Annotated in this window: 19 protein-coding genes and 3 pseudogenes; 5 read left to right on the forward strand and 17 right to left on the reverse strand. The window is 37.4% G+C overall.

Annotation, left to right across the window (positions count from 1 at the left end):
* From H3Z85_12540 to H3Z85_12585, 10 genes and pseudogenes are all read right to left on the reverse strand, one after another.
* Positions 1-579 (reverse strand): DUF1211 domain-containing protein, encoded by a 579-nt coding sequence (locus tag H3Z85_12540; GenBank protein ID QPQ50338.1) that lies wholly within the window; start codon positions 577-579, stop codon positions 1-3.
* On the reverse strand, positions 572-1111 hold the full coding sequence (locus H3Z85_12545) for an NAD(P)H-dependent oxidoreductase (protein QPQ50339.1): 540 nt from the start codon (positions 1109-1111) through the stop codon (positions 572-574). The genes H3Z85_12540 and H3Z85_12545 overlap by 8 nt, the downstream gene beginning before the upstream one ends.
* A gap of 15 nt (positions 1112-1126) precedes the next feature.
* The gene (locus H3Z85_12550) at positions 1127-2026 is read right to left on the reverse strand and encodes a pirin family protein (GenBank protein ID QPQ50340.1); all 900 of its coding nucleotides are present in this window, start codon (positions 2024-2026) and stop codon (positions 1127-1129) included.
* Between the two features lie 53 nt (positions 2027-2079).
* Complete coding sequence (locus H3Z85_12555) at positions 2080-2391, reverse strand: N-acetyltransferase (GenBank protein QPQ50341.1); 312 nt, start codon at positions 2389-2391, stop codon at positions 2080-2082.
* A 235-nt stretch (positions 2392-2626) separates the two neighbouring features.
* On the reverse strand, positions 2627-3502 hold the full coding sequence (locus H3Z85_12560; GenBank protein QPQ50342.1) for a pirin family protein: 876 nt from the start codon (positions 3500-3502) through the stop codon (positions 2627-2629).
* 134 nt (positions 3503-3636) lie between these two features.
* A pseudogene (locus H3Z85_12565) lies at positions 3637-5039 on the reverse strand (MFS transporter).
* 140 nt (positions 5040-5179) lie between these two features.
* On the reverse strand, positions 5180-5992 hold the full coding sequence (locus H3Z85_12570) for a hypothetical protein (GenBank protein QPQ50343.1): 813 nt from the start codon (positions 5990-5992) through the stop codon (positions 5180-5182).
* A 227-nt stretch (positions 5993-6219) separates the two neighbouring features.
* A pseudogene (asnB, locus tag H3Z85_12575) lies at positions 6220-7886 on the reverse strand (asparagine synthase B).
* 319 nt (positions 7887-8205) lie between these two features.
* Positions 8206-9872, reverse strand: a pseudogene (locus H3Z85_12580) (GLPGLI family protein).
* Between the two features lie 124 nt (positions 9873-9996).
* On the reverse strand, positions 9997-11202 hold the full coding sequence (locus H3Z85_12585) for an RsmB/NOP family class I SAM-dependent RNA methyltransferase (GenBank protein ID QPQ50344.1): 1206 nt from the start codon (positions 11200-11202) through the stop codon (positions 9997-9999).
* Between the two features lie 172 nt (positions 11203-11374).
* On the opposite strand from H3Z85_12585, the gene H3Z85_12590 reads away from it, so the two are divergent.
* Positions 11375-11719 (forward strand): alkylphosphonate utilization protein, encoded by a 345-nt coding sequence (locus H3Z85_12590; protein ID QPQ50345.1) that lies wholly within the window; start codon positions 11375-11377, stop codon positions 11717-11719.
* A 325-nt stretch (positions 11720-12044) separates the two neighbouring features.
* Here H3Z85_12590 and H3Z85_12595 read toward each other — a convergent pair whose 3' ends face one another.
* Positions 12045-12980, reverse strand: coding sequence for an ABC transporter ATP-binding protein (locus H3Z85_12595; protein ID QPQ50346.1), 936 nt, complete (start codon positions 12978-12980; stop codon positions 12045-12047).
* A 75-nt stretch (positions 12981-13055) separates the two neighbouring features.
* Between H3Z85_12595 and H3Z85_12600 the strand changes: the two genes are divergently transcribed.
* Together H3Z85_12600 and pheS are read left to right on the forward strand one after the other, a co-directional pair.
* Positions 13056-13715 carry a YceI family protein gene (locus H3Z85_12600; GenBank protein ID QPQ50347.1) on the forward strand — a complete coding sequence of 220 codons (660 nt, stop codon included), beginning with the start codon at positions 13056-13058 and terminating at the stop codon, positions 13713-13715.
* A 127-nt stretch (positions 13716-13842) separates the two neighbouring features.
* Positions 13843-14853 (forward strand): phenylalanine--tRNA ligase subunit alpha, encoded by a 1011-nt coding sequence (pheS, locus tag H3Z85_12605; protein ID QPQ50348.1) that lies wholly within the window; start codon positions 13843-13845, stop codon positions 14851-14853.
* Between the two features lie 272 nt (positions 14854-15125).
* Here pheS and H3Z85_12610 read toward each other — a convergent pair whose 3' ends face one another.
* Positions 15126-15896 (reverse strand): DUF3108 domain-containing protein, encoded by a 771-nt coding sequence (locus tag H3Z85_12610; protein ID QPQ50349.1) that lies wholly within the window; start codon positions 15894-15896, stop codon positions 15126-15128.
* Between the two features lie 151 nt (positions 15897-16047).
* Between H3Z85_12610 and H3Z85_12615 the strand changes: the two genes are divergently transcribed.
* Positions 16048-17103 carry an NAD(P)/FAD-dependent oxidoreductase gene (locus H3Z85_12615; protein QPQ50350.1) on the forward strand — a complete coding sequence of 352 codons (1056 nt, stop codon included), beginning with the start codon at positions 16048-16050 and terminating at the stop codon, positions 17101-17103.
* 12 nt (positions 17104-17115) lie between these two features.
* A complete protein-coding gene (locus tag H3Z85_12620) occupies positions 17116-17445 on the forward strand; it encodes a 2Fe-2S iron-sulfur cluster binding domain-containing protein (protein QPQ50351.1) in 330 nt (109 codons plus the stop codon).
* A 78-nt stretch (positions 17446-17523) separates the two neighbouring features.
* Here the strand turns inward: H3Z85_12620 and H3Z85_12625 are convergent, their stop codons facing one another.
* From H3Z85_12625 to H3Z85_12645, 5 genes are all read right to left on the reverse strand, one after another.
* Entirely contained in the window at positions 17524-19677 is a 2154-nt protein-coding gene (locus H3Z85_12625; protein QPQ50352.1) for a S9 family peptidase, read from the reverse strand.
* A gap of 105 nt (positions 19678-19782) precedes the next feature.
* Positions 19783-20364 (reverse strand): TIGR00730 family Rossman fold protein, encoded by a 582-nt coding sequence (locus H3Z85_12630; protein ID QPQ50353.1) that lies wholly within the window; start codon positions 20362-20364, stop codon positions 19783-19785.
* Between the two features lie 79 nt (positions 20365-20443).
* Positions 20444-21886 (reverse strand): aminoacyl-histidine dipeptidase, encoded by a 1443-nt coding sequence (locus H3Z85_12635; protein QPQ50354.1) that lies wholly within the window; start codon positions 21884-21886, stop codon positions 20444-20446.
* A 143-nt stretch (positions 21887-22029) separates the two neighbouring features.
* On the reverse strand, positions 22030-22521 hold the full coding sequence (locus H3Z85_12640; GenBank protein ID QPQ50355.1) for a hypothetical protein: 492 nt from the start codon (positions 22519-22521) through the stop codon (positions 22030-22032).
* A 20-nt stretch (positions 22522-22541) separates the two neighbouring features.
* On the reverse strand, positions 22542-23147 hold the full coding sequence (locus H3Z85_12645) for a hypothetical protein (GenBank protein ID QPQ50356.1): 606 nt from the start codon (positions 23145-23147) through the stop codon (positions 22542-22544).
* Between the last annotated feature and the right edge of the window lie 249 nt (positions 23148-23396).

The following is a 23396-nucleotide window of genomic DNA, read 5'->3' on the forward strand; positions in this document are numbered from 1 at the left end:
TCAATTTTCTTTTAATGATTTTTCGATTCTTCTGTCCGGAATCAGCCATATAAGAGCCACGATATAATAAAAACCTATGGCAATATAAGGATAAAAAAATGAAGTACCGATGCCCAGGACATAAAAAATAATCGATATATATTCTTTAAATGTAGAATGTATTGCTTGTTTGAGCTTTGATTCTTCTCCCTCACATCGCATAATGACATATTCCAGGACCGTATATGCGATGGCCGACATAATCAGTCCGATACCATACGCAGCAACAGGATTTTTGGCAAAACCGGTCGTTCCGATCCATTCTGTGGCAATAGGCATAAGGGATAGCCAGAACAGCAGATGCAGGTTGGCCCAAAGAATACTGCCATTCACCTTTTTTACCGTTTGAAATAAATGATGATGATTATTCCAGTAAATTCCTACATAAATAAAACTAAAAATATAAGCCAGAAATTTAGGCAATATAGGTTTAAGACTGGACCAGCTGCTTCCTTCCGGTACCTTGAGCTCAAGGACCATGATGGTAATAATGATTGCCAGAACACCATCGCTGAAAGCCTCCAGTCTTCCTTTAGTCATGGGATAATACCTGGTTTTTAAAGTTTTCTATTTTAGTTTTAAGGTCAGCAAGCATTTCCGGATTAATTACCCCACTTTCAAGGTCAAAATTTTCATAGAACTTCGGAAGTGAAAAGGTATCCTTAATATCTGCTGCAAACTGCGGGAAAAATGTTTTCGCTGTGTTCATTACATTGCCGCCGCCATAGCCACCCGGAGAAGTACTCATCAGGAGCATGGGTTTGTTTTGAAAAAGCTTTACATTAATTCTTGAAGCCCAATCGAAAACATTTTTAAAAGCAGCACTGTATGATCTGTTGTGTTCCGCAAGCGAGCAGATAATCACGTCCGATTCTTCAATGGCTTTTAAAAACCGATGTGCTTCATCCGGAAATCCTTTCTTTTCAAGATCTACAGAGAAAACCGGCATGGTGAAATCATTAAGGTCAAGCAGATTGATTTCTTCATTCTGAAAATCTTTCAGTACAAATTTTACCAGCTCACGATTGATCGAAGTAGAAGAAGAACTTCCGGCAAAGGCTACTATTTTCATGGTTTCGGATCGGATTTATTTTCTGTTTAAAATTGCTTTGGGAAGAGGTACATATTCCTGATCATCGCCGGGAACCAGAGGGAACGCATCATGGTTCTGATCATTCCAGTTTACCTTTGCCTGATCAATGATTTCTTTGTCAGAATTGACAAAATTCCAGAATATAAAACGTTCCTCATCAAACGGCTCACCACCGAAAAGATAGACCGTACCATTTTCACTCATGTCAAATTCACAAAGCTTTGTGTCTTTGGCAATCATTAATTGTTTTGAACCATAGGAATTTCCTTCAGTGGTTACCGTTCCGTCCAGAACATACATGGCTGCTTCACCATAAAGGTCTTTTCCGATGCTTATTTTTTTCGGTTCCTTTGTTTTGATTTCAAGGAAGAATAATTTACTGTGAACAGGAACCGGAGATTTTTTTCCGAATGCCTCACCGGCAATTAATTTATACTGAATTCCATCTTCTTCCCAAACCGGAATATCGTCAGCTTCAATATGGCTAAAAGTAGGCTCAGACTGTTCAAGATGTTTAGGTAATCCTACCCAGATCTGAAATCCGTGAAGCCTCTTATCACTGTGTCTGAGATATTCAGGGGTTCTTTCTGAATGTACAACTCCTTTTCCGGCCGTCATCCAGTTGACAGCGCCGGGTTTTATTTCAATAGCGCTTCCGATACTGTCTCTGTGAAAAATAGATCCTTCAAGTAAATATGTTAACGTAGACAACCCGATGTGAGGATGCGGAGGAACGTCAAGGTTCTGATAATCCTTTAGTTCAGAGGGGCCCATATGATCAATAAATACAAAAGGTCCAACAGCTCTTTTTTCACGGAAAGGAAGAAGTCTTCCTACCAGAAAGTTTCCTATATCTGCTGCTTTTTCTTCGATGATAAGTCCAATATTTGACATAATAATGTAGTACGTTTTTTTAAGTGTTTATTTAAATTGAGTAGGGCTGAAACTTAAAGTTTATCGTATCCCTCAAACTTTTCGTCAACAATACGTTTCCACTCAGGATGTTTTTTGATAAATGCAAAAACATATGGGCAGAATGGTAATAGTTTTTTGCCACTTTCTTCAATATAATGTAAGGTTTTTTCAACCACTGCAGCCGCAGCTCCCGTTCCTGCCAGTTCGGGTTCAGCTTCTGTATGGATCAAAGCAATCTGGTGAGTTGTTTCACGATAGTCGATAAAGGCATAATGGCCGTTGAATTCTATTTCAAATCTTTTATCTGCTTTTACCAGAGGTATATTTTCAAAGTCTTGTTTCATAATTTTTTAATAAAAGGTAAGTCACTTCAGGTTGTATAACCGAAAATTAAACCTAACAGGTTTCTGAAACCTGTTAGGTTTGTTTATGATACGTCAGAATAAAGTTACTGAGTAATAAACCTCATAGGTTTGAAAATCTATAAGGTTTATCATTGGTATTAATCTTTATTCAACATAATTAAATATAAAGTTAATAAAAAAGGAATAACCAAAGATTAAGATAAATTTAATTTTACTAATCTTCCAGATAACCGAATTTTCCGGTGTTGAAATCTTCAAAAGCCTGCATAATCTCCTCTCTCGAATTCATGACAAATGGGCCGTGAGGATAAATGGGTTCATTAATCGGCTCACCACTGATGATTAAGATCACCGAATCTTCATTTGCTTCAATGGTGAAAGTTTCTCCTTCATTTTTAAACAAAGCAAAGTGATCTGCTTTTACATGTTCTTCACCGTTGATCACGATATTTCCCTCGATCACCAAAGCCGCTGTGTTGAAATGAGCAGGGAAGTTAAATGTTGCTTTTCCTCCGGCTTTAAGTTTTGCGTTCATCATATGGACAGGAGTGAATGTGGTTGCCGGACCTTTATGCCCTTCATATTCACCTGCAATAATTTCTATGAATCCGTTATCGTTCAGGTCTACTTTCTCCATTTTGGAGTTTTCAATAGCCTGGTATTTCGGACTGCTCATTTTATCTTTTGCCGGAAGATTGACCCAAAGTTGGACCATTTGGAAAATTCCACCGTTCTTTGCCCATTCTGTTTCATGGTATTCTTTGTGAAGAACACCCTTTGCTGCGGTCATCCATTGTACATCTCCTTCTCCGATGATGCCGCCTCCGCCCGCACTGTCATGATGTTCTACTTTTCCGCTGTACGCAATGGTGACCGTTTCAAAACCTCTGTGCGGATGAACTCCCACTCCTCTGGGTCTGTCTGAACCATTGAAATGAAATTTTGAATTATAATCCAGCATAATAAACGGATCCATTCTTTTCATATCTAAACCGTGTACGCCCGGAATAAAATTATGAACTCTAAAACCGTCGCCTACAAAATGCGCAGGTCTTGGAGATACTACGATTTCTACTTTTTTAGTTGCCATAATATTGTTGATTTTATATATACAAAGGTAGCATCCTTATATGGCAAAGGCATTGATCTGTGATAAGTTCGCAGACACCCGAAATAATGAAAAAGGAAAAGAAAAATTACAGGTTACAATTTCTTTTCTGAAAGTTAATCATCTTTGGATTTCATGTTCTTTCCATCTGAAATATGAAGTCTTCTGAAAACAAATCCTGATAAAATCGTTAATATTCCTACCGTAAGAAACGTATACCGGAAGGCATTGTGGATTTCTCCTTCGATGAGGTCTGTGCTTTCAAATAATTTTAAAACAATAAGCCCGAACGCAATCCCGAAACCGATAGCCAGCTGCTGATTTACCGATATCAGAGAATTACCGCTACTGGTCTGAAAATTGCGCAGATCAGCAATAGAAATGGTATTCATGGAAGTAAACTGAATAGAGTTGAAAAATCCTAAGACGGCAATAATAGGTACAAACCAATATAAAGAGGTATGAATATCAGGAATGGCAAGCAGACAAATTAGGGTTCCGATAATAAATGTATTCATCATTAACGTCTGACGATATCCGTATTTATCAAGAATTTTAATAACGGATGATTTCCCGAAAATAGCCGTTAAAGCCATCGGTGCAATAATCCAGCCAGAAGTTACTGCGGATTGTTTATACGCAATCTGAATCATCAGGGGAAGAAGTAACGGGACGGAACTGATCCCTAATCTTGTCGCCAGGTTTCCCACAATTCCTACCCGGAAAGTTCTTACCTGAAACAGGTCCAAAGGAAAAATAGGATGGCCTCCTCTTTTTGCATGCTTATAATAATAATAGAGAAAGAGGAATCCGAGGATAAATACCACAAGAACCGGTGTAATATTCTGCATGTCTCCGAACAGTTCCAGCGAAATTGAGAGCAGAAGAGAGGCGGCAGCAAAAATCAAAAACCCTTTTAGATCAAAATCTACATCATCGGATTTATAATTGGGCATAAATTTTAGACCTAAAACAATTCCCAGAAATCCAATAGGAATATTGATCAGGAATATCCAGTGCCACGAAAGATAATCTACCATATATCCACCGACTAAGGGGCCAAGTACCGGTCCGATAAGAGCAGGAATAATGGCGAAGTTCATCGCCTTTAGCAGCTCACTTTTGTCAAAGGTTTTTATCAGGGCCAGTTTTCCGACCGGGGTCATCAGGCTTCCGCCGACTCCCTGAATAACCCTTGAAATAACGAGATGGGTAAGGTTTTGAGATAATGAACAGAATAAAGAACCCAGACTGAAAAGTATCAGTGAAACAATAAATACCTTTTTGTTCCGAAACGGTCTGCCAAAAAACCACTGGCAGGCATAAAAACGGCTAGTGTCAGTACATAGCTGATAATCGCATTCTGCATATTAAGCGGTGATTCGTGAAGGTCCTTGGCAATGGAGGGTAACGAAGTATTCAGGATGGTGGAGTCCAGCATTTGCATAAAAATAGCGGTAGCCAGAATCAAGGGAAGAATTTTCTTTACGGACGTCTGTTGTGAGTTAGTATCTGTCATGTTGTACAGACCGGGATCTTTACAATTCCCGGACTTATTTTATGTGGAGAAAAGGCTTGCTTTAAGCTATTTCAATCTTTAGATAAAGAAATCCATATAAAATTAAAAAAGTCCTGCGAAATATCACAGGACTTTTTGATTTATTTTCTTGGTTTTTCTACTCCTTTCCATTCATCACCGGCTTTTTTGTACTGGCTTAATGTAAATGTTTTGAAATCCTTGGTTTTGTATTCAATATTGTCTGTATTCTGCTCAAATGGCATGATATAATAGTAATCAAGGTCTGTTTTATCAGATTTGTTCCCTTTTTTTACAGAAGGTACATACTTGGAAAATTTATAACCAGGAAGATATTGTCTCAATCTTGTATAAAATGATTTATCGTCTTTTTCACTAGGGATGATGTCTACGATATTCAAATCATCTTTTTTCTTATCGATCCACAGATAGTATGTTTTCTCTTCCCCCATGTTTCTGTTGAATGAGTTGAAAGCAAACAATTCTTTTGGAACCAGTTCCTTGATTTTCTCAGGATCCACTTTAGTGTAATATTGTCCTTTTGAAGGGTCAACATAAGTTTCCAGATTGTACATCAGAACAGAATTGTTTTCAAATTTTTTATTTTTAAAATATTGATTTAAAGATAATTCTGCAGTTGCTCTCAATTCCTTGCCCCTGTCATCAAGCTTTTTCGTAGGATTCTGGGGATTTACATATTTTACAAATTCATATAAAACAACAGGTTTTATATCTTTTAAATGGGGATAGGTTTTAAGCTGTTCTGCTTTTACCAACCAGTAAAATTGTTGATAGTAATCATCTTTATCAGCATCTTTCACACTTTTATAAGCTAAAGCAAGCTTTTTAGAATTCAGATACTTGCCGTATTTTCCTTGTCCGAAGGCGAAACTTATGGATAATAAGGCAAATAAAACAGTAAGGTTTCTTCTCATTTTTTTTATAATTGATATTTTCGTTTTCCAAATATAATTATTTATTAGATATTATTTCTGATTGTGAGTTAAATTATGCCATATTATTGTCGTTAATTCAAGAAAAAATCCTGTATTGCTACAGGATTGATAAATTTTATATATCTGAACTCAGATCGTAAAAGCTGAACCCATGTAAATAGAGAAAACACAATCATTTACAGTAAACATCATATTCTCATTTTCAACTAATATGACGTTTCATGTACTTTTACAGCCCTTCCACTTGGGTCATTCATTTTTTTGAAAGCTTCATCCCATTCTAATGCAATAGGAGTAGAGCATGCTACAGACGGAACAGAAGGTACTGTGGCTGCAGACGTCTCGCTCGGAAAATGTTCTTCAAAAATAGTTCTGTATCGGTATTCTTCTTTGTTTTGCGGAGTATTCAGCGGGAACCTGAATCGCGCATTGGCCATCATTTCATCGGTGACTTCTTTTTCTGCCACCTCTTTCAGGGTGTCGATCCATGAATATCCTACACCGTCTGAAAACTGTTCTTTCTGTCTCCATGCAATAGATTCCGGAAGAAGATCTTCGAAGGCTTTTCTTAATACCCACTTTTCAATCTTTCCTTCAGCCACGTTGATCATTTTGTCTTTTGGGTTAAGGGTCATGGCTATATCCATGAATTCTTTATCCAGGAAAGGAACTCTGCCTTCAATTCCCCAGCTCATCAATGCTTTGTTGGCTCTTAAACAGTCGTAAAGGTGTAGTTTTCCTAATTTTCTTACTGTTTCATCATGGAACTCTTTAGCGTTCGGAGCTTTATGGAAATACAGGTATCCGCCAAATAATTCGTCAGACCCTTCTCCGGAAAGAACCATTTTGATTCCCATAGATTTGATAACTCTTGCCAAAAGATACATTGGGGTAGAGGCCCTTATGGTGGTTACATCATAAGTTTCGAGATGATAAATTACATCACGTACGGCATCCAATCCTTCCTGAACAGTGAAGTTAACCTCATGGTGAACAGATCCGATGTGCTCTGCAGCTTTTTGGGCCGCAGCAAGATCCGGTGAGCCAACCAATCCTACAGCAAAGCTATGAAGCCTTGGGTACCATGCTTCCTGAGTGTCACCACTTTCAATTCTTTGTCTGGCAAATTTTGCAGTAATGGCAGAAATCACGGAAGAGTCCAAACCTCCGGAAAGAAGTACTCCGTAAGGAACGTCGCTCATCAGCTGTCTGTGAACGGCATCTTCCAGTCCTTTTCGTAAGGTTTCAATATCCGTATCGTTATCTTTTACATGATCGAAGCTTTCCCAGTCTCTGGTGTACCATGGTTGCAGCTCTTCTCCATCTTTGCTGTATAACAGGTGTCCCGGTAAGAACGTTTCGATTTTTTTACAGACACCTTCCAGTGCTTTGAGTTCTGAAGCCACATAATAGTTTCCGTTTTTATCCCAGCCCTGATACAGCGGGCAGATTCCCATGTGATCACGGGCTACAAGATATACATCGTTTTCTGTGTCGTATAATGCAAATGCGAAAATTCCGTTTAGTTTTTCAACAAAATCCTTTCCGTATTTTCTGTATAGGGCAAGAATAACCTCGCAGTCAGATTGAGTCTGAAACTCATAATCAGGGAATTCTTCTTTTAATTCTCTATGGTTGTAGATTTCACCGTTCACGGCTAATACTACTTTTCCGTCTTTAGTAAATAAGGGTTGTTTTCCTGAAGTAGGATCTACAATGGCAAGTCTTTCATGGGAGAAAACTACTTTTTCGTCCTGATAAACTCCGCTCCAATCCGGTCCTCTATGACGGATTTTTTTGACATCTCCAATACCTGAAGCCTTAATGTCTCTGTTTTTTGTTTGGCGTCAAATAAACATACTATTCCACACATATTTTTTATTATTTATGAAACAAAAGTAGAGTTGATGTTTATAAATAACAATAAAAAATATTTAAAAGCGAAAATTTTTAATCAAATAGTTTTAAAATAAGAAAAAAATAAATTATTTCAAGTGATTACCATGTTTTTGATTAATTTTTTTCGCCAAAGGAAATTGAATGGGGATATATACAAAATAAAAATGACATATTTATTAATATATGGTAATTAATTATATGAATTTTAACCCTTACTTTGTGGCTCGAAATAATTTTTTTTCATCATTTGTGTTTTTACCTTCTTGCAATTCTCATGCAAGAAGGTTTTGTTTTTATTGTACCCCTAATAAAGTTCCCGATACATTCCATGAGCTGAAACTTGTGCCCTCTGTAGGGCCCTGCGGAATTTTTACCTGAATGGTATGTTTTCCCGCTTGTAAATCTCCCAAAGGAATAAAGTCAGGATTGGTAACGGTTCCCGGGCACCAATTGGATCTGCTGAGGTCTGATGAAGAAAGGCCATCCGGAAAGTTTCCCGAAGCCGGATTATAAAGTCTGTAGGATCCGCAGTCTGTTCTCCACGGTATAAAAGAAAATATCTGTTTTCCGTCAATGAATATAGAATTAGCTTTCGGTACAAATTCATCCCCGTTTTCCCAGCCTCCGTGTCCGGTGGTTGTATATCTCAGCTGGGCATTTTTCAGATCTTTGTGTAAAGTAAAGTCTACGGATAACCCTTTATCCTGATTAAACATGGTGGAATAGTCCTGCCCTGCCATTTCCATAATATTTAACGTATTGAACAAAGGAATGATGGTATTGTTTTTATAAACGGTCTGGTCACTTTTATGAATGGTGATTTCAAGACTTATCTTGTGTCCTCCTTTATCATAATTACCGATGAAAGCTCCAACCCAGAGTTCTTTCCCTGATAAGGACGGCTTTAATTCTGTGATATCCTGTCGGTAAGGATTTACAGTTTGCCATGTTTTATCTTTAAGCTGGATATGATTGAATTTCTGAATTCCAAAAGGAGTAAAGAATCTCATCATTTCAACAGCCGGATTGTATTGGTCTGTGGCAACAATCCCGTAATATTGTTTCCCGTTTCCGTTTTCAAAAACCGGTAGCGTTTTTGCTCCTTTCTCCAGGCCGTCAAAGAACGAGGTCTCTTTATCCTGAGGAATGAAAAAGACGGTTCCGGTTCTGTCATAAGCATCTCCATTGGACTGTTGTTTCAGCTCTACGAAAATATTTTCACCTTCCGTAATAGACGGAAACTGAATTTTCTTTAGGATAATTGTTCCGTTGGCATATCTTTTTATTTGATGATCAGATTTTGAATCGTCAGAAAAATTGATCATTTCATTCTCAAAAATTTTCAATGTGGTAAACCTGCTTTTCCAAAGAAGGTCTTTATATCCCAGCTGATCTGTGGATTGTACCGGTCCTTTGATGATATTTTCAATGCCGGTATTTTTGATTTTTTTGATAGAACTGGCCGTGATGACCGAATTTTTATTTCTTTCAACTTCCAGCACCAATCCGAGATTTTGACCTAAAACAGATGGCCCGCCCTGAACTTTTACATCATTCGTATACCAGATTTCAATCGTATTTGAATTCACTTTGGTAACTGCTTTTTTACACAGATACCCCAATATTTTTTGGTGTCATTGGAGTGTTCAAAATTCTGTTTTCCTACGGATTCCGTATCTGATGATGAAATGATCTCACCGGGTTTTAAAAATGCATAAGAAGTAATGGTATTAGACGGTTTCTCTACCTTGGTGATCTCGAAAGGATAGCTGCTTTTGTGCTCTTTAATAGCTGTGTTGAGGATAAAGCTTTCTTTTTCGTTAACCCAGACTATCGTAGAAGGCTGATCACTTACTGTCTTTCCGTTGTATGAGCTTGTAAATTGAATTTCATAGGTTTGAGCTGAAATCAGGCAGAATAAAAAAACGGATAAGAAACTGAAAACAATTTTATGGTGCATCAAAAGCGGTTTAATCTATACAGTAAGTAGAAAATACGGGTGAAATGTTACACTTTTTTAACATAAAAAATAAAAAAACTACCCTTTTAGAGTAGTTTTATATTGATTTGGATATTGTTCCTGATTAAGAAATTCTTTCGATCAGAGCCATATAGAATCCATCGTATCCTGTACTTGGCATTACTTTTTCATCTTTGATCATTTTGAATCCCGGGTTGTTTTTTAAGAATTCTTCTACCTGCTTATTATTTTCAGATGGCAGAATAGAGCATGTAGCATACACCATCTTTCCGCCTTTTTTAAGCATTTTAGAATAGTCCTGAAGAATCTGTTGTTGTTCTTTTTTGATCCTGTCGATAAAGTCCTGATCGATTTTCCATTTGCTGTCCGGGTTTCTTTTCAAAACTCCAAGGCCTGAACATGGCGCGTCAATCAATAATCTGTCTGCTTTATCGTGAAGACGTTTGATGACTTTATTATCGGCAATCATTCTGGTTTCGATATTGTGAGCTCCGGCTCTTTTTGCACGACGTTTCAGTTCTGCCAGTTTCCATTCAAAAATGTCTAATGCTACAATCTGACCTTTATTTTGCATTAATGCTGCCAGGTGAAGTGTTTTTCCACCTGCACCGGCACATGCATCTACTACTCTCTGGCCTTCTTTTACATCCAGGAAGTATCCGATTTTTTGGGAATTGGCATCCTGAACTTCAAACAGACCTTCTTTGAAAGCCGTAGTAAGGAAAACATTCTTTTTCTCTTCCAATTGTACGGCGTCCGGATAATTTTTAATCGGGAATGAAGCCACTCCTTCATCAGAAAGATCCGAAATAAGTTCTTTGGTGGTCGTTTTTAAAGAATTCGTTCTTAAAACCGTAGGAGCCTGCTCGTTCAGTGCAATCATTTCTCGCTCCCAGTTAGCCCCCAATTCCTTTTCCAGTGTTTCTGCCAGCCAGTCCGGGATAGAATGTTCTATTGCTTTTGTAGGTACGGTGTTCTTTTTTAATTTGGTAAGAATATCGGCTATTTTAATTCCGTCAAATTCTTCAAATTTTTTATAATTGGTTTTGCTCCAAAGAAGATAGGCGATAATGAGCTTATAGATATTGTTAGGCTTTACCCCTTCACCCATATAATACTCGAGGCGTTTCTTCCAACGGATAATATTGTAGAAAATCTCAGAAACAACAGCTCTGTCCTGGCTTCCCCATTTTTTATTAGCTTTTAAAAGTCTTTCGATTACTTTATCTGCGTATTTATTTTTCTCGAAAAATGTTTCTTGTAAAGCATCGTGAATTCCGATCGCTAAGTTTCTGTGAATAAGTTCCATAAATTTGCTTCGCTGTTTTGAATCTGCAAAAATACGACTTTTAATTGAGAGTTAAGAATTTGCACCTGATGAGTTTCTGTGTCGGAGGGTTTACGTCTGTTATTTATTGCCATACCTGTTGTCTCTTGACTGTAACCTCTAAAAAGCCCTACCTTTGCAAAAAAATAAAAATATGAGTGATACAGTACTTTGTCCGAAATGTAGTTCCGAGTTTACTTATCCAAGCGATAACATGATGGTGTGTTCCCAATGTTTCTATGAATGGAATCCTGAGGAGGCAGCGTCTGAAGCCGCTAATGAAGGTAAAATATTGGATTCTAACGGTAATGAACTTCAGGACGGTGATTCTGTAGTGGTTGTTAAAGATCTTCCCGTAAAAGGAGCTCCAAAACCTGTAAAGGCTGGAACGAAAGTTAAAAATATCAGATTAAGACCGGGAAGTGATCACAATATTGATTGCAAGATTGATGGTTTCGGGGCTATGGCTTTAAAATCAGAATTCGTGAAAAAAGCTTAAAAGCACAGATAATAGAGTTTTTATTAACCACATAGAAACATAGGGAATCTACTTTTGTATTGAAAAACTATGTGCCTATGTGGTTAATTTTTGTGATAAGAGCATAAGAAAAGGAAAAAATTGGACAGTGTAATCTTTCAAAAGACTTAATTGCAAGATTGCTAATGTCCGTCCGGAAGGCAGAAAGAGAAGTAACCAAAAATTTCCTTATGCTGTGTACTACAAATGTAAGAAAAAGTTTTAAAACAGGTTCTTACATTTGTATTTTTTTATCCACAAATTATGGATAAGTATAAGGAAATGTATGGGTTATGTAATGTTGTTTTTAAACAAATGAAATATTTACCATTCCATCCAATCTTTCATCTGTAAACATTACTATCACTTTATTTTTTACTTTTACTTTATTCCAGTAATGATTGCCGGCAAATCTGCTTTCAATAACTTCGGCATTACATCCGGTTTCTGTAATTTTGATTTCCTTCGGATAATAAGAAAATTTACTAAGCTGAAAATCAGTGATCTCTTCTTCAGTGAAGATGTTCACTTCTCCAAAAAGTTTGGCAACATAGGAATTGTATGGATGTCTATAGGTCTGTTCAGGGTTGTCATTCTGAATAAGTCTTCCGTCCTGAAGGATTACAATCTGATCGAGCCATGGCATAATATCCTGAAGTTCGTGGGTAGAAATGATCAGCGAGACATGATGTTGTTTTACATATCTGAAAAGTCTCTCACGAAGCTCAATTTTTCTTGGAAAATCCAGATTACTGAACGGCTCATCTAAAATAAGCAGCTTGGGAAGTACAGAGAGAGCTCTGGCAATAGCAACGCGCTGTTGCTGGCCGCCACTTAAATATTTAGGAAGTACATGGGCAAATTCCTGAAGACCTACCACTTCCAGGAGTTCCATTACATTTTCTTTCTTTTGTTTTAAATTGATATTCGAAATAAATTTACCGACATTTTCAGCAACGGTAGCATAAGGCATAAGATCAAAATTCTGTGCCACAAATTTCATTTCCGCTTCTCCGGGAACCAAGTTTCCCTTAGGCCCAGACAGTCGGGTCCCATCAAAAATAATATCACCACTTTCCCAATCGAGAAGTCCATAAATAAGGCTGAGAAGGGTTGATTTTCCGCAGCCGCTTTCGCCGGCAAGGGCAATGATTTTATTGGCTTCAAACCTTAAATTGAGGTTCTGAAACAGGGGTTTGTCTTTGGTGTGGGAGAAAAATAAATTGTTTATTTCTAATAGCATATTACAAATGTAAGGTTTTTATGAAAACACAATTTTTTTTATTATATTAGCGGGAGTAATAAAAATAAATCAAAAATGAGAAAAAAACTGTTTTCGTTAGCTATTCCTGCTTTATTTATTGCTGCAGTGATGGTTTCTTGTAAAAAAGATAAACCTCTTACCAGCGAAAGTAATGAAGTGACAACGACTAAGGAAGGAAGTCAGTACACATTGGATACGCTAAACAGTAAAGTGGAATGGAAAGGATATAAAGTATTTAAATCTGAAAATACAAGCCACTTCGGAACAATTAAGTTCGAAAGTGGAGATGTAACGGTGAAGGAGGGAAAACTGGAAAGCGGAAAATTCGTTGCTGATATGAATTCTTTAACTTCTGTGGACCTGAAAGACAGCCCGGAAGATTTAGGGAAATTAAACGGCCACCTGAAAAGTGGTGACTTCTTTGAAGTAGAAAAATTCCCGACTGCTTCTTTTGAAATTACAAAAGTTACTCCCGCTACAGAAGGAGACTATAATACCTTGTTGGATGGTAATTTAACCATTAAAGGAATTACAAAACCAGTTCAGTTTAAAGCTAATGTTTCTGTGAAGGATGGGGAAGTGAGTGTAGCGACTGAGCCGAAAGATATCAAAAGAGAAGAGTTTGGGGTAAAATTCCAGGCTCCTGCTGAAAACGGCGTGATTAAGGATGAGGTAACTCTTCAGATCAGCGTTAAAGCTTTAGAAAAGAAATAATTTTTTTATTTAAGTGAAATAAGTGATTGAAGTCTGCCTCCCGAAAAAGAGGCAGATTTTTTTATTACGGATTAATTATTCAACTTAAAAATCGTATTTTTGCAAAACATTTTGAAAGGGTAAAATAATGATAGAAAAGATAGAAGAACTACTGATCGAAGTAAACGGCTTCAATGCTACCTCTAAGGAAGATATAGAAAACTTCCGAATCAAGTACAACGGTAAAAAAGGGGTTCTGAATGATTTTTTTGAAAAATTTAAAGAAGTTCCTAACGACCAGAAGAAAGAATTCGGACAGAAGATCAATACTTTAAAACAAGCAGTGGCTGTAAAATTAGAAGATTTGAAAAACTCTTCCGCATCTTCCGTTGCTGTAGAAAAAGAAGATCTTACAAGACCTGCCTTTCCATTGGAACTGGGTTCAAGACACCCGATCAACCTGGTAAAAAACAGAATTATCGAAATTTTCAAATCTATCGGGTTTGCAGTAGCAGACGGTCCTGAGATTGAAGATGACTGGCATAACTTTACTGCGCTTAACCTTCCGGAATATCACCCGGCAAGAGATATGCAGGATACTTTCTTCATTGAGCAGAATCCTGATATTCTTTTAAGAACGCACACTTCTTCCGTACAAACCCGTTATATGGAAGAAAATCAGCCGCCAATCAGAATTTTATCTCCGGGAAGAGTATTCAGAAATGAAGCAATCTCTTCTCGTTCTCATTGTATTTTCCATCAGATTGAAGGATTATATATTGATGAGAATGTAAGTTTTGCAGATTTAAAGCAAACCATACAATTCTTTACTACAGAACTCTTCGGAAAATCAAAAATCAGAATGAGACCGTCATTCTTCCCGTTCACTGAGCCTAGTGCTGAAATCGATGTATATTGGGGATTAAACTCTGAAACAGATTACAGAATCACAAAAGGAACAGGTTGGCTGGAAATCATGGGATGCGGAATGGTAGACCCTGCAGTTCTGAAGAACGTGAATATCGACTCTGAAAAATATTCCGGATATGCATTCGGAATGGGGATTGAAAGAATTACGATGCTTCTTTACCAAATGAGCGACATCAGAATGTTCTTTGAAAATGATATCAGAACCTTGGAGCAATTCAAGACACTATAAAAAATCAAACCTCCGGAGCTCCGGAGGTTTTTTGTTTTTAATTACTGACCTAAGAAACAAAACGGTAACTAAAAACTGATTTTATTGAAAAATTTACACGTGTCCTTGTTTCCTACGCTGATACTTCGCTTCCTATGGTCCTGAAGTCTTCATTGCAACGACAGTCCTGAGGGCTGCTTCTATCATAAAGACAATCAATATCAATTGTATATTACATGAAAATAAAAAAGCCTGTACAATTTACAGGCTTGATATATTAGAATCAGTACTTATTACTTACTAAACTTTAACGGATATTTTACATTCTTATAATCATCAATGCTGGCTTTCAAAGAGCCTACCGCCAATTCAGCTTTCAATAGCATCGGGACATGATTGGCATCATTGGAAACCCACATTGTTACGCCTTCTTTTTCTTTAAATACCCTTCCGCTTTTCACGGATGGAATAATTTTTAAACAGTTAATAGTCCCGAATTTGGTCTTCAGATCTTCTGTTCCTGTCACTTTCAATTGGAAAGGAAACATCTCATCATCAATCCATACATTCATATTAATTACCGTTCCCACTTTCAGCTCTTCCGGGCTTTTACTTCTCAAATAATAAAAGCATGAAAGCATATCCTGCACACCTTTTACTGATTTCAAAACTTTGGAACCATTGGCAGGTGTCTTTTTATCTGTTAAAATTAAAGTATTGTTATCGTGATTGAAGACCGTTTCAAAATGCTGACGATATCCGCCTTCACGTACATTTCTCACATAGAAACTAGGTAATCCGTTTTCTGTATTGATGAAGCTTTCATACAAATCTTCTACCTTAAAGAAGGCTTTTACCGCTCCTGTGGTTTGTCCGGTACCTTTTACATACAAGTGAGGAGCTCCTTTGTAAGTGGTTTTTTTTGTTGTAAGATTTGCGGTCCCTGCATTTAAGAACCCATAGTGAATTCTTAAAGTGATCGATTCGCCGTCTGCAATATTATCAATCTGTGCCGAGCCTAAAAAGAATATAAATACTGCAACAAGGTTCAAAATTTTCTTCATGGTATGTCATTTACAAATACATTGCCAAATTTAAAATCTTAATTGATAGATATTTGACAAATCTCAGGTTTTTATTTAGAATCAATTAAATATGCTTCGCATTAAAATTAGTAAATTTGCAGTTACATGTATAATTAAATTATCTTAAATTATGATAACCACTGATATATTGATCATAGGTGCAGGACCTACAGGACTTTTTGCAGTTTTTGAAGCTGGTCTTTTAAAAATGAAGTGCCACATTATTGATGCGCTTCCACAGCCGGGAGGGCAATTGGCGGAACTTTATCCTAAGAAACCTATTTTTGATATTCCGGGGTATCCATCAGTGAATGCCGGAGAATTAGTGGATAATTTAATGGAGCAGATCAAGCAGTTCCAACCCGGATTTACGCTGGGAGAAACTGCCGTTTCCTATACGAAAGTTGACGATGAATGGTTTGAGGTAATCACCAATAAAGGAACAGTTCACAGATGTAAGGCGATTGCCATTGCGGGTGGATTGGGGACTTTTGAACCAAGAAAGCCTACTTTTGACAATGTAGCTGACTATGAAGAAAAAGGTCTTGAATATTTCGTGAAAGAACCTGAACATTTCAGAAATAAAAAAGTAGTGATTGCCGGTGGAGGAGACTCTGCCCTTGACTGGAGTATCTTCCTTTCTAATGTAGCAAGCGAGGTAACTTTGATCCACAGAAGAAATGAGTTCAGAGGAGCTTTGGATTCTGTAGAAAAAGTTCAGGATTTGAAAAATGAAGGGAAAATTAAATTAATTACTCCTGCAGAAGTTACCGGTATCAGAGGTGACGGAAAAGTAGAAGCGATCACTGTACAGAAAGATGGTGAGGATGCTTTTGAAATTGAAACCGATTATTTCATTCCTTTATTCGGATTGACTCCCAAGTTGGGGGAGATCGGAAACTGGGGATTGAATATTGAGAAAAATGCGATTGTCGTAAACAATGCGCTTGATTATCAAACCAATATTGAGGGGATTTATGCCATCGGTGATATCAATACATATCCCGGAAAATTAAAACTAATTCTCTGTGGTTTCCACGAAGCTACTCTGATGTGTCAGAGTGTTTACAACAGATTGAATCCTGGTAAAAAATTCGTATTGAAATATACAACGGTAAGTGGAGTAGACGGATTTGACGGTAGCCGTAAAGAAGCAGAGAAGGCTGTTGTGAAAAAAATTGACTAATTTTGCAGAATTATGTCAGATATTAATATTAAAATCACCGACAGAGAAGGTGTAACCCACGATGTGATAGCTCCTACGGATATGTCCATGAACTTAATGGAGATCATTCGTTCTTATGAATTGGCAGAAGAAGGTACTATTGGTGTATGTGGAGGAATGGCGATGTGTGCTTCTTGCCAGGTATATGTAATTAATGATCCCGGTCTGGAACCGATGGGAGATGAAGAAGATGCGATGCTGGCTGAAGCTTTCCATGTGAAAGACAACAGCAGATTGGGATGCCAGTTGCATATAGCAGATGAAATGGAAGGACTTGAAGTGGAAATTGCTCCTTATCCTTAGAAAATATTTTTTAATCTTAATATAAAGCCCGTTGGAGTTGTACTCGAACGGGCTTTGTTTTTTTATAAATATTTCACATTATTTTTTTGCCGGTTGGAACTTTGGATGCCCTACCTGCCATAATGCAAAAGCATACATATCTGCATATTCACGGAAGGCAACATCCAGATCACTTGTGAAATGGCCGTTTTCATAATTCACATAGAGCAGGACAGGTTTGCCTGAAGCGGTGCTGTTCTGCAGCTTCGCAGCAAATTTTCCAGGTTCCCATGGGGTAATTCTGGAATCATTCATCCCGGTACGAACGAGAACGGCAGGATATTTTACTCCTTTTTTTACTTTGCTTTGCACATCCATTTCGATCAGATGTTTGATGTCCCCGGACTCTTTTATGCTTCCCACCTCGGGAATCTGATTGGCCCCGTTAGCAGAGTTTTGTGAACGAAGTACATTGGTCATCCCAACTTCAGCGATAGCAACGCCGTATAAATCCGGTCTTTCTGTGATGGCTCTACCTATAAGTACACCACCCATACTTGCTCCGTTGCCGATCAATTTTGATGGGGAAGTATATTTCTGATCAACAAGATATTGTGAGCAGGCAATAAAATCTTTCCATGTATTGGGCTTTTTGGATTTCATTCCGTCTTGGTGCCAGTTTTCGCCTTTTTCACCGCCACCTCTTACATGGGCAATAGCGGTCACGACACCTTGCTCCAGCAATACAACCAATTTATTGGAAAAACGTGGAACGGAAGATATTCCATAGCCGCCGTAGCCTGTAATATAAGCGGGAGCAGTCCCGTCCATTTTCATATTTTTAGGATAAATAATCGAAAGGGGAACCATGGTGCCATCGTGGCTTTTTACTTCTACTTCTTTTACTTCGTATAATTGAGTATAGTCAGGATAGTTGTTGTCTCCATTAAAATATTTACTTTTTACAACCTTACCGTTGGCAGGGCTGTATTCGTAAGCTGTACGAGGAGACAGCCAATTAAAATTATAGCATTGAAGATCGTCATTTTCACGGGCATTAAGCGGTGCAGAATTATTGACTCCTTCAGGTAAAGGAATTTTTTTGATGGCGAAGGTTTTCATATCCATCTGATATTTTTCCTGGGTAATACCGTTACTTACAGAGTAAATAAGATAATTTTTTGAGGTTTGTATAGAGGTTATGGAAGTCGTATTACTTTCAGGAACAAGTATTTTAGCATGCGCAAAATCCGGGTTTGATAAGCTTGTAACTCCTATTTTATAATTGGGTGCATTTTTATGGGTAAGGAAAAAGAGCTGATCTCCTGTAATAAATGTCTGAACAATATCATCTGAAGCTTTTACAATCTGTTTCCAGGTGATTTTTTTATCCTTCAAAGCCGAGTAGGGTGCATAAAACTGAGGACTTTCCGATTTTGTGGAACCAAGATTAAGCAGGATATAGTTAAAATCATCAGAAAATTCAATCATAGGAAATTGCTCGATCAGCATGTTGAGTTCCGGATTATCTCCTTTGGAAGCCAGAATTATATCTTTATCTGTGCTGGTGCCAATATGATGCAGCTTAGCTTTCATATCTTTCAGAAGCATGTTGCTGTTCGGATCTCCGGTACTCATTTGGGTGTAAATGATGGAATTACCGTCTGAGGTGAATTCAAATCCAAATTCGCTCCACAAGGGACTAAGGACATCATCGAGGAGTTTTCCGGTTTTGACATCTAAAATCTTAAGCTCACAAATTTCACCACCTGATTTTGAGAATAAAAGAGCGATCTGATTTCCCTTCGTATCTATGCTGAAATTGGTGATTTGGGTATTTTTTTTATAGGTTTCAGGATCAAAAAGTAAGCTTTCTTTTCCTGTAGTCATATCTCTTACATAAAGTTTCGAGAGCTTTTCGTTCTTCTTTGTTTTAGTATAGAAATAAAAATTTCCTCTCTGCTTGGCATAACTGAAAGTGTCACCACCCATTTCCTGAATTTGCTTCATCCCTTTATACAGCTCATCACGATTGGGAATTTTGTCTATAACGCTATGGCTATAATCTGACTGGGCCTTGAACCAGTTTTTTACTTCAGGGCTTTTCAGATCTTCCAGCCATTGATAATTGTCTGTTATCTTTGTTCCGAAATAATCATCAGTGACAGATTTTTCAGGAGTGTTAGGATAATTATACTGAGCAAAAGTGATCTGGCTTAACAGAAAACAGCTCGTCAGAAATACATTTTTCATGGGTTTTATTTTTTTGTGAGAAAATTCTGATCACAAATGTACTAAACAATAAGATTATAGAAACGGAAAGAGGAAAACTTTTCAGGTCTTCCTCTTTCTGTAAATTTAAATTTCCTCTTTCGATATCCACTTTCCAACGGTCGGAGCCTGATAGGTTCTCATTTTTTCAAGCAGTTCATCAATATTGTCACTGATGAGCATCATTTCTCTGTTAACTTGCTTTAAAAAGCCTTTACTGACCATATTCTGAACCAGCTTGATCAGATCATCATAAAAGCCGTCAATATTCAATACACCGATGGGTTTCTTATGAAGCCCAAGCTGCGACCATGTAATCATTTCAAAAAATTCTTCCAGCGTACCATAGCCTCCGGGAAGTACGATCACTCCGTCACACAGGTCATTCATTTTGGTTTTTCTTTCGTGCATCGTTTCCACGAGCACCAGTTCGGTAAGGTTTTTATGAGCAATTTCTTTGGCCTGTAAAAAGTGGGGCAGAACGCCGGTTACTTTTCCGTTTTCACTTAAAGCCCCGTTGGCAATGGTTCCCATTAATCCGGTTTGGGACCCTCCATAAATCAATTGTATATTTTGTTTTGCTAAAGTCTGCCCTAGTAAAAAAGCCTGTTCTTCATAGATTTTATCTGTACCAAAGCTTGAGCCACAGAATACGGTAATACTTTTCATGTTTAAAATGTCTTAATGGTTTAAATTAAAATATCCAAAATCTTTGATTTTGGATATTCAATATAGTTGTTTTAATATTCTATTTCTGAGGAATATTCGCTAAAATATCTTTCAGGAAACTCCAGAACTTCTGAGCAGAAGGGATATTGGCCTTCTCGTCAGGAGAGTGAGCTCCTCTGATGGTTGGTCCAAAACTTACCATTTCCATGTTAGGATAATTAGCCCCGATAATTCCACATTCAAGACCTGCATGACAAGCTACTACATGAGGTTTTTCATTGAATTTCTCGGTGTAGATTTTTTCCATGATCTGTACGATCTCTGAACCAGGCAATGGCTTCCATCCCGGATAAGAACCACTGAATACTACATTCATTCCTGCTAATTCTGCTACAGATTTTAATTGCTCTGCGGTAGAATATTTAGAAGAATCTACAGATGATCTTGTAAGGTTCAGGATTTTAAGTTCTCCTCCTTTTAATTCTACTCTTGCTACATTGTTTGATGCTTCTACAAGGTTTGCTACATCCGGACTCATTCTGTATACCCCGTTGTGAAGGGCTTTTAAAGTAAGGATTACTTTTTTAGAATCCTCTTCTGATATAGCCTGATCTGAAGAAGTAGAGTTTTCAATATTGATCTGATGTCCCGGTTCTACAGAAGCAAATTCTTCCAGAATATCTTTTTTAAGAGCAGTTGCTTCTTCAATGAATTCTTGAGCATTTCTTACAGAAACGATAGCAACTCCTTCTCTTGGAATAGCATTTCTTAATCCTCCGCCATCAATAGTCAGTAACTGAATATTTTGATTTTCCAATCCTTTGTAAAGAAGCCTTCCCAGGATAATATTGGCATTTCCGAAACCTTTGTGAATATCCATCCCAGAGTGACCTCCCTGAAGACCTTTTACTTCGATTCTTACGATTTGTCCTTTAGAAGCTTCTACAGCATAATTCTGAGTGATTGTCACATCAACACCTCCTGCACAACCGATATCAATCTCATCATCTTCTTCAGTATCAAGGTTCAAAAGGATTTCTCCCGTTAATTGCCCTGGTTTTAAGCCTAAAGCTCCTGTCATTCCCGTTTCTTCATCAATTGTAAATAATGCTTCCAAAGCAGGGTGAGGGATATCAGAGCTTTCAAGAACAGACATGATTGTAGCGACTCCCAGACCGTTATCAGCTCCCAGAGTCGTCCCTTTTGCTTTTACCCAGTCACCATCGATTTCCATTTTGATTCCTTCCGTTTCAAAATCAAAATTTACATCATTATTCTTTTGACAAACCATATCCAAATGTGATTGCAACACAATCGATTTACGGTTTTCCATTCCCGGGGTAGCCGGTTTTTTGATAATCACGTTTCCTACTTCATCTACTGTGGTTTCTAAGCCCAGATCTTCACCAAATCCTTTGATGAAAGCAATTACTTTTTCTTCCTTTTTAGAAGGTCTTGGAACAGCATTTAATTTGGAGAAATTTTTCCAGATTATCTGCGGTTCTATGTTAGATAATTCCATTGAATTTTATTTTTCCCAAATTTACAAAATTAAAAATGCTTCTATGGGATACAGAAGCATTTTTTATGGGTCGTAAAAAGCGAAAAAAGTAAAATATCAGATTCGATTGTACTCTATTTTCCCTTTTTTCAGTTTAGTGTGTTTTAACATCCACATTCTCCGTAAATCGGTGTGGTAACAACAGTACCGTCAGGTTTTTCAATCGTCAGAGTGCCTTCAAATAATAAAGCTTCCTCACCTTTTATTTTTTTACCTTTTACAGAGATTTTGTAATCATTACTTTCGATTTCTTTGGTCAGTTCTTCGTCTACTTCCATATCACTTGATGAGATAAGGTTCATCACCATTCTTTTACCATCAAGTTTCATGTAAGCTGTTTTTCCGGCATCATCTGCGTAGATGTATTTTTCAGCTTCAAAATCAGCTTTGGTTTTGGCAAAGTAACATGAACATTCTTTGATCTCTTTGGGAAAAGCAATGGTCTCAATCAGAATTTTTTCTGAAGAAGACTGTGCTACAGCAGAATCTTTAACAATGTTTAGCGAATCGCCAGGAGCAGAACCCTGAACTGTTTCTTTTTCCTTTTTACAGGCTACTAAAAAAAGCGCAGAAAAGAAAATAATAAAGTATTTCATTTTTTTGTGGTTTTATTGTTTTAACCTCTTGCCCTTTCCAGAAGTGTCATCATTAATAAAGACAGGATTACCAAGCTTTCCTCCTCATCATCAATATCAATCAATCTGTCCAGCTGGAATCTTCTTCCGAAGAACGAAGGCATCTTTTTTAATTTAAAATAAGCTTTTCCATCAACACCAGTTACAGTATAGGAAGGATTCAGAAAATAGCCGGTAAACATTCCGATGATGGGAAGCTCTCCTACAAAACTGTCCCAGAATCTTACCCAGGCACTGTCTTCCTGAACTTTAAATTTCGGCTGGTCATTCGCATCCAGGATATCATAGCTCGCTTTCCAGATAGAACGCATCCCTTTTCGTGCCAATCTGCCGAAATTTTTGTTATCAACAATATCGTTTAAGGAATAAGAAGCGTTAAAATCAATCCATTGATTAGCTCTGATTCTGAAAAGCTCCTTAGACTTGCTTTCATCATTGAATACAATTACATCTTCCTTCAGTTTAAACATTTTCTGACGCACGTAGGCTACATAATTCCCGTTTTTGTCTGTAATGTTGAAGTCGCTTGCTAAGGTAGTGATTTTGAATTTGAAATCCAGTGGATAATTGAGATTGTTAAGTACCATGTTAGTTTATTTTTTTCATATGTAATTCGAGCGGCAAATATAAAGGTTTTTTTAGAGTTATAAGGTATTAGAAGTGCCAGGAAATGGTTAAAATATCATAATGAGACATTAAAGAAGGTTACATAGGATAAAAACTCATTGAAAGATTTCATTATGGCTTCACCTTTTAGTTAGAAAATATCTTATGATACAGGATGAAACAGGGGAGCTCAAATAAAAATAACTGTATTCTCAAAAAACTTAGTGGCA

Origin of the sequence: Chryseobacterium indologenes (assembly GCA_016025055.1) — a bacterium.
GTDB classification, from domain to species: domain Bacteria; phylum Bacteroidota; class Bacteroidia; order Flavobacteriales; family Weeksellaceae; genus Chryseobacterium; species Chryseobacterium indologenes.

Bases quoted from the DNA above. Each gene is read 5' to 3' on its own strand.
- H3Z85_12590 (QPQ50345.1), top strand. From the start codon at position 11,375: ATGAGTGATACAGTACTTTGTCCGAAATGTAGTTCCGAGTTTACTTAT.
- pheS (QPQ50348.1), top strand. From the start codon at position 13,843: ATGATAGAAAAGATAGAAGAACTACTGATCGAAGTAAACGGCTTCAAT.
- H3Z85_12625 (QPQ50352.1), bottom strand. From the start codon at position 19,677: ATGAAAAATGTATTTCTGACGAGCTGTTTTCTGTTAAGCCAGATCACT.
- H3Z85_12595 (QPQ50346.1), bottom strand. From the start codon at position 12,980: ATGCTATTAGAAATAAACAATTTATTTTTCTCCCACACCAAAGACAAA.
- H3Z85_12635 (QPQ50354.1), bottom strand. From the start codon at position 21,886: ATGGAATTATCTAACATAGAACCGCAGATAATCTGGAAAAATTTCTCC.
- H3Z85_12640 (QPQ50355.1), bottom strand. From the start codon at position 22,521: ATGAAATACTTTATTATTTTCTTTTCTGCGCTTTTTTTAGTAGCCTGT.
- H3Z85_12630 (QPQ50353.1), bottom strand. From the start codon at position 20,364: ATGAAAAGTATTACCGTATTCTGTGGCTCAAGCTTTGGTACAGATAAA.
- H3Z85_12570 (QPQ50343.1), bottom strand. From the start codon at position 5,992: ATGAGAAGAAACCTTACTGTTTTATTTGCCTTATTATCCATAAGTTTC.
- H3Z85_12610 (QPQ50349.1), bottom strand. From the start codon at position 15,896: ATGAAGAAAATTTTGAACCTTGTTGCAGTATTTATATTCTTTTTAGGC.
- H3Z85_12600 (QPQ50347.1), top strand. From the start codon at position 13,056: ATGAGAAAAAAACTGTTTTCGTTAGCTATTCCTGCTTTATTTATTGCT.
- H3Z85_12620 (QPQ50351.1), top strand. From the start codon at position 17,116: ATGTCAGATATTAATATTAAAATCACCGACAGAGAAGGTGTAACCCAC.
- H3Z85_12645 (QPQ50356.1), bottom strand. From the start codon at position 23,147: ATGGTACTTAACAATCTCAATTATCCACTGGATTTCAAATTCAAAATC.
- H3Z85_12560 (QPQ50342.1), bottom strand. From the start codon at position 3,502: ATGGCAACTAAAAAAGTAGAAATCGTAGTATCTCCAAGACCTGCGCAT.
- H3Z85_12585 (QPQ50344.1), bottom strand. From the start codon at position 11,202: ATGGAACTTATTCACAGAAACTTAGCGATCGGAATTCACGATGCTTTA.
- H3Z85_12555 (QPQ50341.1), bottom strand. From the start codon at position 2,391: ATGAAACAAGACTTTGAAAATATACCTCTGGTAAAAGCAGATAAAAGA.
- H3Z85_12615 (QPQ50350.1), top strand. From the start codon at position 16,048: ATGATAACCACTGATATATTGATCATAGGTGCAGGACCTACAGGACTT.
- H3Z85_12545 (QPQ50339.1), bottom strand. From the start codon at position 1,111: ATGAAAATAGTAGCCTTTGCCGGAAGTTCTTCTTCTACTTCGATCAAT.
- H3Z85_12540 (QPQ50338.1), bottom strand. From the start codon at position 579: ATGACTAAAGGAAGACTGGAGGCTTTCAGCGATGGTGTTCTGGCAATC.
- H3Z85_12550 (QPQ50340.1), bottom strand. From the start codon at position 2,026: ATGTCAAATATTGGACTTATCATCGAAGAAAAAGCAGCAGATATAGGA.